11 protein-coding genes are annotated in these 12,276 nt (G+C 60.0%); 5 read left to right on the forward strand and 6 right to left on the reverse strand.

Annotated features, from left to right (window positions below; all coding sequences use genetic code 11):
- Positions 1-2 precede the first annotated feature (2 nt).
- Positions 3-725, reverse strand: coding sequence for a class I SAM-dependent methyltransferase (locus tag Asbog_RS09005; protein WP_062164869.1), 723 nt, complete (start codon positions 723-725; stop codon positions 3-5).
- Positions 726-999: 274 nt separating this feature from the next.
- Here Asbog_RS09005 and Asbog_RS09010 point away from each other — a divergent pair, with 274 nt between their 5' ends.
- Positions 1,000-1,317 carry a hypothetical protein gene (locus tag Asbog_RS09010; protein WP_062164870.1) on the forward strand — a complete coding sequence of 106 codons (318 nt, stop codon included), beginning with the start codon at positions 1,000-1,002 and terminating at the stop codon, positions 1,315-1,317.
- Positions 1,318-1,345: 28 nt separating this feature from the next.
- Here the strand turns inward: Asbog_RS09010 and gshB are convergent, their stop codons facing one another.
- From gshB to uvrB, 4 genes are all read right to left on the reverse strand, one after another.
- Positions 1,346-2,326 (reverse strand): glutathione synthase, encoded by a 981-nt coding sequence (gshB, locus tag Asbog_RS09015; RefSeq protein WP_062165831.1) that lies wholly within the window; start codon positions 2,324-2,326, stop codon positions 1,346-1,348.
- A 171-nt stretch (positions 2,327-2,497) separates the two neighbouring features.
- Positions 2,498-2,995 (reverse strand): transcription elongation factor GreB, encoded by a 498-nt coding sequence (gene greB / locus Asbog_RS09020; RefSeq protein ID WP_261763175.1) that lies wholly within the window; start codon positions 2,993-2,995, stop codon positions 2,498-2,500.
- A gap of 6 nt (positions 2,996-3,001) precedes the next feature.
- Positions 3,002-3,895, reverse strand: a complete 894-nt coding sequence (locus tag Asbog_RS09025) for an aldose 1-epimerase (RefSeq protein ID WP_062164872.1) — start codon at positions 3,893-3,895, stop codon at positions 3,002-3,004.
- On the reverse strand, positions 3,892-6,111 hold the full coding sequence (gene uvrB / locus Asbog_RS09030) for an excinuclease ABC subunit UvrB (RefSeq protein WP_023978472.1): 2,220 nt from the start codon (positions 6,109-6,111) through the stop codon (positions 3,892-3,894). The genes Asbog_RS09025 and uvrB overlap by 4 nt, the downstream gene beginning before the upstream one ends.
- Before the next feature lie 121 nt (positions 6,112-6,232).
- On the opposite strand from uvrB, the gene Asbog_RS09035 reads away from it, so the two are divergent.
- From Asbog_RS09035 to glpK, 4 genes are all read left to right on the forward strand, one after another.
- A complete protein-coding gene (locus Asbog_RS09035; RefSeq protein ID WP_062165833.1) occupies positions 6,233-7,000 on the forward strand; it encodes a DeoR/GlpR family DNA-binding transcription regulator in 768 nt (255 codons plus the stop codon).
- A gap of 117 nt (positions 7,001-7,117) precedes the next feature.
- Positions 7,118-8,773: a glycerol-3-phosphate dehydrogenase gene (glpD, locus tag Asbog_RS09040; RefSeq protein WP_062164873.1), complete on the forward strand. Its 1,656-nt coding sequence runs from the start codon at positions 7,118-7,120 to the stop codon at positions 8,771-8,773.
- Positions 8,774-8,820: 47 nt separating this feature from the next.
- Positions 8,821-9,726: an MIP/aquaporin family protein gene (locus Asbog_RS09045; protein ID WP_062164874.1), complete on the forward strand. Its 906-nt coding sequence runs from the start codon at positions 8,821-8,823 to the stop codon at positions 9,724-9,726.
- 117 nt (positions 9,727-9,843) lie between these two features.
- Positions 9,844-11,379 carry a glycerol kinase GlpK gene (gene glpK, locus Asbog_RS09050; protein WP_062164875.1) on the forward strand — a complete coding sequence of 512 codons (1,536 nt, stop codon included), beginning with the start codon at positions 9,844-9,846 and terminating at the stop codon, positions 11,377-11,379.
- Positions 11,380-11,477: 98 nt separating this feature from the next.
- On the opposite strand, the gene Asbog_RS09055 is transcribed toward glpK, so the two are convergent.
- Positions 11,478-11,993, reverse strand: coding sequence for a DUF2938 family protein (locus Asbog_RS09055; protein WP_062164876.1), 516 nt, complete (start codon positions 11,991-11,993; stop codon positions 11,478-11,480).
- Positions 11,994-12,276 lie beyond the last annotated feature (283 nt).

A 12,276-nucleotide genomic window follows, 5' to 3' on the forward strand; every position in this document is an offset into this window, starting at 1 on the left:
TGTCAGGCAACCAGGGCCGTCTCTTCCTTACTATCCTTCTCGATCGGCAATGTCACGAGCGTAAACAGTCCCGCAGGCGGGACCGGCGTGATGGTTGCGCGGCTCAGATCTTCAGGCGGCAGCAGGGATTCCATAGCAAAATCCGGGTGCCAGCCGAGCGATCGGGAAGCCCGGGCCATACCGCGTTCTACAGCCAGCCGGACGCCGCCCGTCGCAAGGAAATGATTGACGAACAGGATATGGCCGCCCGGCTTCACCACGCGCTTGAGCTCGCCCAGAAGACGACGTGGGCTTGGCACGACGGATGCGACGAACATCGCCACAGCAATATCAAAGCTTCCCGCCTCGAAAGTGGTCGCTTCAGCATCCATTTCCTGCAGATCATCGACATTGCCGAGCTGCTGGTTGATTACACGCTGACGGGCGCGCTCGAGCATGGCCTCGGAGAGGTCGATACCGGTGATATGCTTGTCGCGATTGTAATGCGGCAGCGCAAGCCCTGTACCGACCCCAACCTCCAGCACGCGTTGGCCCGGCAACGCATTGACAGCGGCGACAGCACGGCGACGACCGAATGCGGAGATGCCGCCAAACACGGAGTCATACACCTTGGCCCAGCGGCGATAAGCTGCGCGGACAGCATCAGCGTCCAGTGCAGAGCGGGGGCGAGGATGCGTATCGTCAAGGGAGACGGTCGGGTCGATCAGGGGGTCCGGTCGTGTCATCAGGCTTCGTTCGTCTGGTCGCACAAAATCATTGGTTTTGTCCTGATACCTGTCCCGAAATCCCCTTGCGAGACCTCGGCCATTCAAAATTGTCGCCCGACCGCAGCCAGCGTGGCAGGCATCGAACAGATCAGATGCTCTTAGCGTATCTCGTCAGAACTGGCGAGGGGCGGTTTGCATTTCGTCACAGGCAACGCCTAGAAGATAGGCAATAATAACGGGAGAGCGCCCGAGCCCGGGCCACGCACTCAAGCCCGGAGATGAGAACGTCACAATGTCACGCCTCGATATATGTCTGATCCTGCTCGCAATAGGCCTATGGTCATCGATCTATGTCATCAAATTCAAGGAAGACATCCAAAGATGGTATCACATCAGATTTGACAAATCGCCGCCGCCAGCTCCGCGCGACGGCAAGATGCCTGAAGTCCAGCTTCCTTTTCGCTATGACCTGCCAATGACGGATAAGGACGAAGACGAATACCTCCGGGCAAAGGAACAGGAAGAAGCACAAGAGGCGGAGGCAGGCAGCCCTATCGGGGCCGCAGCGCCAGAAAGTGCTACGGACGAGGCAGCCCGACACAAAGCCTGACGTCGGGCGGTCCCCGTCATCAGGCGCCTCAGCCGAGGCGCTTTTCGATGGCATCCCAGATTAGGCCGGCACTGTTCATGTCGTTGAAACGGTCCAGTTCCTGCAGGCCCGTCGGGGAGGTCACGTTGATCTCGGTCAGCCAATCGCCGATCACGTCGATCCCGACGAAGATGAGCCCGTTTTCACGCAGATATGATCCGATACGCGCACAGATTTCCTGATCGCGCGCCGTCAGGGCGACGGCTTCCGCCCGACCACCCACATGCATGTTCGAGCGGGCCTCGCCTGTAGCAGGAACGCGGTTGATCGCACCGATCGGCTCGCCATCGACCAGTATGATGCGTTTGTCGCCCTTGCGCACCATCGGCTCATAACGCTGGATCATGAGCGGTTCACGCGAACGGCTGAAATGCAGCTCCAGCAATGACGCAAAATTCTCATCGCCTTCACGAATACGGAAGATCCCCGCCCCGCCATTACCGTAGAGCGGTTTGAGAATCACATCGCCATAGCGGGCCCGGAATTCGGCCAGCGCCTCAGTGTCCCACGTGACCAGTGTTGGGGGCATGAGATCAGGATAATGCGTGACAAGCAGCTTCTCGGGAGCGTTTCGTACGGCTTGCGGGTCATTCACGACCAGTGTCTTGCCAGGTCCAACACCGTGGACATGCTCGAGCATGTGGGTGGCGGTAATATATCCCATATCGAAGGGTGGATCCTGACGCATCAGCACCACATCGGTCTCACCCAGATCCAGACGCTGCTCTGCGCCGAAGGTCGCATGCCCCCCCTGCACGCGTTGCACCGAAACCGGACGCGCCCGCGCAGAAACCCGACCATGATGCAGCGTTTTCTCTGCCCCGCCTTCGCCAAGACATAGCGAGTCCACAGGATATACAAAGAGTTCGTGCCCACGTCTCTGGGCTTCGAGCATCAGGGCGAAGGTCGAGTCCCCGTTGATATTGACGTGCTCAAGCGGGTCCATCTGTACGGCTATGCGTAGGGCCATCGTCTTCGTCCTTTCGGTATCTGCAAACCAGAATGTCATCGTCACACACCAGGCGCGATCCCTGGCTCTTGCCCTGCGGGGCGGTTTGCATCACGCCACACCCATATCATGAGCGAGCGCCCTGCCAAGCATGCGCAAAAAGAAAGTCTGGAGGGGCCTTACGGCTCCCCCTCAATGCGGATAGGCAATTTCCAGAATCTCCAGCGTGACCGTCCCGTTAGGGGTCAGCAGGCTCACTTCATCACCCACACGGCCGCGCATCAGGGCACGCGCGACGGGCGACACCAGCGAGATTTCCCGCCGGGTCAGATCTGCCTCATCGCAGCCGACAATGGTCACATCATGCCTGACATCGTCCTCATCGGCATAGGCAACGCGCGCCCCGAAAAACACGCGGTCGCGCGTTGTCTGACTGGCAGGATCGACAATCAGGGCATGCTCGAGTCGCTTGCTCAGAAACCGGGCGCGGCGGTCGATCTCACGCAGCCGACGTTTACCGTACAGATAATCGCCATTTTCAGAGCGATCACCGTTACCCGCTGCCCAGGAGACAATCTCCACAATGCGTGGACGCTCAACCTGCATGAGTTCCCGTAATTCCTCACGCATACGCGCGGCCCCCTGAGGGGTAAGATACTGGTTGAGGGCAATACGGGAAGCGTCGGACACGGAAATTCAGCCGCGCTGCTCGGTAATGCGATAGCGTATGACACCCGATATCCTCTCACCGGGCGCGAGAACATGCAGCCCGTTTTCCAGTATCTCGGGATGATTGATCGCATTGTTCATGTTCGTCACGGCCTCGACCGCCACGAAAGGTTTTTCCGGCGCGGTGAAGACCACCAGATGCGAGAACGCCGTATCAGCCTCAATCGTCAGATCATAGCCAGCCGAGGGATAGCCGATCGTTGCCTTGCCATCCCACCCGGCAAAGCAGTTATCGAGACGTGTCGCCCCGACGAGCTTCGCCTTGTCGAAAAACTCCTTCCCCTCATAGGGCTGCAAAGTGGTGGGAAGCATGTCCGGCCCATTCTGCCACATACCCCGCGCCCCGAATTGCAGCGTCATGTCGTCGCTTCTGGCGAAGAACGGGTGGAACCCCATGCCAAGAGGCTGTGCACGCGTATCGCGATTGGCGAGGAGGATTTCGACATCCAGCCCTTCACGATGCAGTACGAAAGAGAGAACGGCGCGGTAGGCAAAGGGCCATTGCGCCGCATCGTTACCCTTGGCGGGATCATGGTCGAGATAGAGAATGGCCCGCTCGGCATCGTGCTGTGCGACTTCCCAGCTGCGTTCCCAGCCATTGCCGTGGATGGCATGGGGCTCGCTGACAAAATTATGCGCCAGCTGGTACGGGATGCCCTCGAAACTGAATGCACCATTCGCGATGCGATTGGAGAAGGGCAGCAAGGGATAGCCAGCAACCGGCGTGTTTTTCTGTGCGACAAGGTTCGGATCGGCGGTAGGCACCAGCAGATCGCGCCCGCGTAGCCGCCAGAAGGCAAGACTACCACCAAGAGCGGGGAGTAATCCGAGATGGGCCTCGCCCAGTTTCAGCTCGATCATCCTGCTTTTCTCCTGCCACCGCCCCGTTTCTTGTTGGGGTCATAACCGCCGCCGCCCGGGCCGAGCGGTCGTGGCGTCTTGTCCTTGCTTCTGAACCCGCTACGCCCTGCGGTTGAACTCGGCAAGGGGGGGGGCTCAAGCCCGAGATCGATCGCTTCAAGCCGCTTGATTTCATCTCGCAAGCGCGCGGCCTGCTCAAAATCGAGGTCCGCCGCCGCAGCACGCATACGCTTTTCCAGATCCTGGATAGAAGCCGCAAGCGACTTGCCCACGAATTCCTGCGTGTCCCCGGCCTCATCAGGACCAACCGTCACGTAATCCTGCTCGAACACGGACGATAGCGCATCGCCAATACGCGAACGCACGGTTTGCGGTGTGATCCCGTGTTCCTCGTTCCATGCCACCTGACGGGCACGACGACGCGCCGTTTCCTCAATCGCGAATTCGAGCGAGCCCGTCATCTTGTCGGCATAGAGCAGCACGCGGCCATCCACGTTACGCGCCGCACGGCCAATCGTCTGGATCAGCGATGTGCGGCTACGCAGAAAGCCCTCCTTGTCTGCATCAAGGATCGCAACGAGGGCACATTCAGGAATATCGAGCCCCTCACGCAACAGGTTGATGCCAACCAGCACGTCAAAAGCGCCAAGACGCAGATCACGGATGATCTCGATACGCTCAAGCGTGTCCACATCGGAATGGAGATAGCGCACCTTGATCCCGGCCTCGCCGAGATATTCTGTCAAATCCTCGGCCATACGTTTGGTGAGCGTGGTCACCAGAACACGCCCTCCCGCCGTGATGGTGTCGCGGGCTTCAGCCAGCAGATCATCCACCTGCCCTTCGACTGGGCGGACGATCGTGACAGGGTCGATCAGCCCGGTCGGACGGATGATCTGCTCAGCAAACACGCCGGCAGTCCGTTCCATTTCCCAGGGGCCGGGTGTTGCGGAAACGAACACGCTTTGCGGACGCAAGGCCTGCCACTCCTCGAATTTGAGGGGCCGGTTGTCGAGACAGGAAGGCAGACGAAAACCATATTCGGAAAGCACGGATTTACGCGCATGGTCACCCCGCGCCATGCCCCCGATCTGTGGCACGGTCACATGGCTCTCATCGACAATCAGCAGCGCATCCTCTGGCAGATACTCGAACAGGGTGGGTGGCGGATCGCCGGGGCCTCGGCCAGAGAGGTAACGGGAATAGTTCTCAATGCCTTTGCAGGCCCCTGTGGTCTCGATCATCTCGAGATCAAAAATCGTGCGCTGTTGCAGGCGCTCAGCCTCCAGCAGCTTGCCCGCAGCATTGAGCTCATCGAGACGCTGGCGCAGCTCCGCCTTGATACCGATCATGGCCTGATTGAGCGTCGGGCGTGGTGTCACATAATGCGAATTGGCATAGACGCTTATCTCTGTGAGATCGGCGGTCTTGTTGCCTGTCAGCGGGTCGAACTCCGTGATGGCCTCGATTTCATCGCCGAAAAGCGAGACACGCCAGGCACGATCCTCGTTCTGCACCGGAAAGATATCGATCTGCTCGCCGCGCACGCGGAAGGTACCGCGCTCGAAAGCCGCGTCGTTGCGGCGATATTGCAACTCAACCAGCGCCTTGATCAGTCGATCACGATCAATGCTGCCGCCCGCCTCGAGCTTGACCACCATGCGCGAATAGGTCTCGACCGAGCCGATACCATAGATGCACGATACCGAGGCCACGATGATAACGTCGTTGCGTTCCAGCAAGGCCTGCGTGGCAGCATGGCGCATACGGTCGATCTGCTCGTTGATCTGACTGTCTTTTTCAATATAGGTGTCAGAGCGCGGCACATAGGCTTCCGGCTGATAATAATCGTAATAGGATACGAAATATTCAACCGCGTTATCGGGAAAGAACTGCTTCATTTCGCCGTAGAGCTGCGCCGCCAGTGTCTTGTTCGGTGCCAGGATCAGGGTCGGCTTCTGTGTCGCCTCGATGACCTTGGCCATGGTGAAGGTCTTGCCCGAGCCCGTGACACCCAGAAGAACCTGATCCACCTCCCCGTCATTCACGCCCTGCGTCAGTTCCGCAATGGCGGTGGGCTGGTCGCCCGCGGGCTCGTATTCGGATTTGACGACAAGACGCCGCAGCTTCTCCTTTGCCGGCTGTCGTTCAGGCCTGAACCCCATAAGCCGGTGCTCGGGGATCGCTTCCATCGTGGATCGTGTTGCTGTCGCCATGGCAGGAAAATGGGCTTTCAAAAGGGCTGTCACAAGAGCGCGCCAGATCGCGGGTTCAAAAGCGAGATTGTCGGCATCGGTATCGCATGACAGAACGCGTCATGGCAGACAGGGGTTCATGATGCAGGATATCCTCAATTCTCCCCGTCACAGGCGGATCGTGACGCTGGTCCAGGCCCATGGCTTCATGTCCAATGAGGATCTGGCGCAGCGTCTTGGGGTCACGGTCCAGACCATCCGGCGCGATCTCAATGCCCTGTCCGAGGCCGGGCATGTGGCGCGCTATCATGGCGGGGCAAGCCCTGCCTCCTCCACCGAGAACATCGCCTATGGCGAGCGCCAGAGCCTTCACTCCCGCGCCAAAGAGGCGATCGGGCAATGTGCGTCACGGCTCATCCCCGATGGCAGTTCGCTCTTCATCAATATCGGCACCACGACAGAGGCGTTTGCCCGGGCCCTGACCAGCCATAAGGACCTGCACGTCATCACCAATAATTTGCATGTTGCAGTTGCCCTGTCTCCCCGGCGCGATTTCCGCACCGTGCTGGCAGGTGGACTGGTGCGCCCCCAGGATGGCGGCATCGTCGGCGCGGGCGCGACGGAATCCCTGTCGGGCTTCCGGGCGGATTTCGGTGTTATCGGTATCAGCGGCATTGAGGAAGATGGCACGCTGCTTGATTTCGATCTCGATGAGATACAATGCGCCCGCGCCATCATGCGCCATGCAAGACGTGTGATTCTGCTGGCCGACCACACCAAGTTCACACGCAGCCCGGTGGGGCGGGTGGGCGATCTCTCCAGCATTAATGACTTCGTGACGGATCGTATGCCCTCCTCCCCATTCGTTGCCGCGCTCGAAGCGGCGAATGTTAGACTTCACATAGCCTGACCCACATCTTGCTCACAAATAACACGAACGCGTTATAGTTAACGTTTCATGTTCGCTTTCTTTCGTTTTTGATCTAGCAAGACTTTCGAGTTTGTTCCCCTCGAAAGGTCTCACCCCATGAGCGGTTCCACCCCCATCCACCCGAACGAGGGTTCCGACACGATTGAGCACGACCTGCTGATCGTGGGCGGTGGCATCAATGGCGCAGGGATTGCGCGCGATGCCGCAGGGCGCGGCCTGAACGTGCTGCTGGTCGAGAAGGATGATCTGGCAAGCCATACGTCCTCAGCCAGCACGAAGCTGATTCACGGTGGGCTGCGCTATCTCGAATATTACGAATTTCGGCTGGTGCGCGAGGCGCTCAACGAACGTGAAAACCTGCTTCGCATTGCACCGCACATTATCTGGCCCATGCGGTTTATTCTGCCTCATTCAGCCATGCTGCGTCCGGCATGGCTGCTGCGCACGGGGCTGTTCCTTTACGACAATCTCTGCCGCGTCATGACCCTGCCCAAAACCCGCGTGCTCAAGCTGCAGCAGGACCCGGCAGGGCGTGTGTTGCGCAACGAATTCCGCAAGGGGTTCGAATATTCCGATGGCTGGGTGCAGGACAGCCGGCTCGTCGTGCTCAATGCCATGGATGCCGCCCGACGCGGCGCAACAATCTGCACCCGCACGAAGCTGATCGGGGCCGAGCGTCACCCGGATCGCTGGATCGCCACTCTGCGTGACGAGGCGAGCGGTCAGACAAGGCAGGTCAGCGCCCGTGCCCTTGTCAATGCCGCAGGCCCCTGGGTAGCTGAACTGCTCAAGGAGAGATTGTCAGTACCGAGCAGGAATGATGTGCGGCTCATCAAGGGCAGCCACATTGTCGTGCCCCGCATGTTCGAGACCGAGCAGGCCTATATCCTGCAAAATCCGGACCGGCGCATCGTCTTTGCCATCCCGTATGAGAAGGATTTCACCCTTATCGGCACGACCGACATTCCCTGGGAACAGGACGCCGGTGCCGTGGCTATATCACAGGAGGAAATCACCTATCTCTGCGAGAGCGTGAACCGCTACTTCAAACGCGCCATCACGCCGGATGACGTTGTGTGGAGCTATGCTGGCGTACGTCCGCTCTATGACGACCATTCGGGCAGCGCCTCAGCCGTGACGCGCGACTATGTGCTCGATGTCGATCACAGCGCAGCCCCCGTGCTGTCCGTTTTCGGCGGCAAGATCACCACCTATCGCAAGCTCGCCGAGCACGCGCTTGAAAAGCTTGCGCCCCATCTGCCCGGACTGCCGGTTACGTCATGGACGGCCGATACCGCCCTGCCCGGCGGCAATTTCAAGCGGGCAGATTTCAACAACCGCGTCCGTCTGCTCATGAAGCATGTGCCGGGAATGACGCAGGATACCGCAACGCGGCTTGTGCGCAATTACGGCACCCTGGTCGAAACGCTGATGGCAGAAGGCGCAGAAGCGCATACAACCCAGCCCGGCACGGGCACACAAGCAAATGCCCTTCCTGCCGGGCATACACCCGATGCCAACGCCCTTCCCTCGCTGGGGGCCTGCCTTGGAGCCGATCTGTATGAGGCCGAGGCCAATTATCTGATCGACCATGAATGGGCGTGCAACGCAGAGGATATTCTCTGGCGTCGCTCGAAGCTCGGCCTTCGTTTTTCCCCTCGCGAGACACGCGCTCTCGAGGATTACATCGCCCGGCGATCGCGCCGGAATTTCCCGCCTGTCGAGACCGGCCCCGCCCACGAAATGGCCTGATCTCCCTCCCGCCTCTCCCTCCCACTCTGGCTGACGGAAATTTTCTCATGTCAGAAAGAAAACGCTATCTCGGCGAACTGATTTCCGAATTCATCGCCGTGCTGATCATCATCATCTTCGGCGACAGCGTCGCGGCGATGATCGTGCTTTATGATCCCAACCCGTATCAGAACGCCTATTGGGGCGTGGCCATCGTGTGGGGGCTTGGCGTCACTATCGCCATCTATGCCACCGGGGCTGTAAGCGGCACCCATGCCAACCCCGCCGTAACCCTCGCTCTCGCCCTGTATCGTGGCTTTTCATGGAAAAAGGTCCTGCCTTACTGCACCGCGCAGGTGCTGGGCGGCATTGCCGGGGCTGCGGTCGTCTATCTCAATTTCCATCCGGTCATCGACCACTACAACATGACCCATCACTTCACCCGTGCGGGTGATGGCGGGGCCGCAGGGGTGTTCTTTACCCATCCCGGCCTTGCCGTGACGGCCATGCATTCCTTTGTGGTGCAGATCGTCCTGACTGCCGTGCTGGTATTTGGCATTTTCGCTATCACTTGCCAGTATAACACCCAGGCCCCCCAGGCGAATTCGGGTGCCCTGATCATCGGTCTGCTCGTTGCAGCCATCGGTGCCTCTTCCGGCTTCCTCGATGCCTGGGCCATCAACCCCGCGCGTGATTTCGGCCCGCGTACCTTTGCGTTCTTTGCCGGCTGGGGGGCTTCAGCGTTCCCGGCACCCCAGCATTACTGGTGGGTTCCCATTGCAGGCCCGCTGGTTGGCGGCGTGGTGGGTGCTGGTATCTATCAGTTCACGCTTCGCCCGTTCATGCCGAACTACAACCCCGGCGCCACGACAGGGGCAGCCCAGACATTGCCCGATCCTGTCACCGCCACCCCCGTCATTGCCCCGGCACCCGTGTTTGCCTCGCGGGTCAACGAGGCCACGACGCTCCATTAGATCCAGCCTTACGAGGCACCGGCCGACCGGAACAATCCGATCGGCCACCCCTCCCCGATTTCATGAGACAGCCTGCACCGGCGCCGACATGCCACGCGTATTTCAAGGACCATCACCATGACCCGCAAGACCCATATCCTCGCCATCGATCAGGGCACGACCTCCACACGCAGCATCGTGTTTGACAGCAAGGCGCGCTCTCTCGCGTTGTCACGGCGTGAATTCACCCAGCATTATCCCAACCCCGGCTGGGTCGAGCATGATGTCGAGGATATCTGGCGCGATGCGCTCGACACGGCACGCGAAGCCATCGAGCAATCCGGGGGTGTCGACAGGATTGCCGGTCTGGGCATTACCAGCCAGCGCGAGACCGTCGTGCTCTGGGAGCGCAGTACAGGCAAGCCGGTGCATCGCGCCATCGTCTGGCAGGACCGACGCACAGCCGCCTTCTGCGCCGAGCTCAAACGCGATGGTGCGGAGGAAATGGTGCGCGCCAAGACCGGCCTGCTCCTCGATCCCTATTTCTCTGCCAGCAAGATCACCTGGCTGCTCGACAATATTCCCGGCTTGCGGGCACGGGCCGAGGCAGGCGAACTTGCCATGGGCACGATCGACTGCTTCCTCCTGTGGCGCCTCACCGGTGGCAAGGTGCATGCCACCGATGTCACCAATGCCAGCCGCACGGCCCTGTTCAACATCCACACACAGCAATGGGACCACGAGCTTCTGGCCCTGTTCAACGTCCCTCAGGCCCTGCTGCCCGCTCTTTGCGACAATAGCGGTGAGCTGGGCATGACCGATCCGGCCCTGTTCGGCCAGTCCATTCCCATTGGAGGCATGGCGGGCGATCAGCACGCGGCGCTAGTGGGTCAGGCCTGCTTCAAACCCGGTATGGCCAAGGCAACCTATGGAACAGGCTGTTTCATGCTGCTCAACACGGGTGACAAGCCCGTCACCTCGCATCATCGGCTTCTGACCACAATTGGCTATCGTATCGGTGGCAAGACCACCTATGCGCTGGAAGGCTCCATCTTTGTGGCCGGGGCTGCCATCAAATGGCTGCGTGACGGGTTGCACCTCATCACCCATGCCTCCCAGACCGATGACATGGCAACGCGTGTGCCAGATAGCCACGGGGTATACATGGTGCCCGGTTTTGTCGGGCTGGGTGCCCCCCATTGGGATCCGGAAGCACGCGGTCTGATCTGTGGCCTAACGCTTGGCTCGACCGAGGCGCATATCGCCCGTGCAGCGCTTGAATCGGTCGCTTATCAGACTTTCGATCTGGCACACGCCATGCGTGAGGACGGCGCCATGCAGGCCCAGACATTGCGTATCGATGGCGGTATGTCAGCCAATGACTGGTTCTCGCAGTTTCTGGCGAACATCCTCGATACAGACGTGCAGCGCCCGGTGGATCTGGAGACAACGGCTCTTGGCGCCGCTTTTCTGGCGGGCCTGGCCACGGGTGTCTGGCAGTCTCTGGAGGAAATCGGCACCATCTGGGAGCAGGAGCGGCTTTTCACGCCCGATATCGACGGTGCCCTGCGCCTGACATTGCTGCGGGGCTGGGAAGATGCGGTGCGTCGCACCCTGACCCCTCCCCATGAGACGACGAGCGTCACATCTGCGCGCCGCGATCAGGCAGCCTGAACAGGCCAGCAGGCGTATGATCCGAACCGGGATGCGGGGGAAACCCCCGCATCCCGGCCTTATTCAACCCCGCAGTCGTGGCCGGGGGAACGTGTCCCTCAAAAGCAGGACGCAAACCCTATCGCTGCCGCATATTGCCCGATGGCAAAGACTGCATGGGCCAGCAGCACGAGACCGTAAAGCTTCACCGGGTTGGGCGTCTTGAGACCGAGAAAACCGCCCCCCATACCGGGTACCATAAGTGTCAGGCCTGCAATGGTGGTCAGGACCACACCGATAAGAATGATCGGCAGCCATGTGGGTGCTGCGATGAACGCCACACCCCAGAAAACCGGCAGCATGGCGGCATAGGCACAGCCAACCACGTAGTGGAACAGCCAGCCAAGCCCGTGTTCACCGGGTGTATAGACCCCGCTTGCCGTTGGTTCGAACACAAAGCGCCCCTGCTTCATGCCCTGTAGCCAGTGGCCGACCGCGCCCCAATTGGTCTGGGGGAGACCCAGAGCCTTGTCGAGAACGAGCGCGTAGAGATCGAGAATTAGGGTCGAGACAACGCCGACGATAATCGTGAATACAATGACGGCCCCCAGAGGGTGCGCGAGAAAACTGTCCATTCCGGTCATCCTGCAATGAGCGAGCCCGGCTGAGCATGAGGTGCTGACACCGGACCGTAAGCCCGCCCTCCATGACAGATCCGCCATCTGTCAGCCAGTTCGTAACACGTGCGCATCATCGGACACGCGCAATAGTGATCAGGAGCAAATCACGAGCCCTTTCATAGCTGCGGCAGAATGACTGCGACAAATGACGCCGAGCGGAAGTGCTGTATCAGTCAGAATAGAGCTGCCCCGTGATGATGGCTCACCTGACAAGAAGAGAGGCCATATATTCAGGCAC

The organism is Asaia bogorensis NBRC 16594 (assembly GCF_001547995.1).
Classification (GTDB): domain Bacteria; phylum Pseudomonadota; class Alphaproteobacteria; order Acetobacterales; family Acetobacteraceae; genus Asaia; species Asaia bogorensis.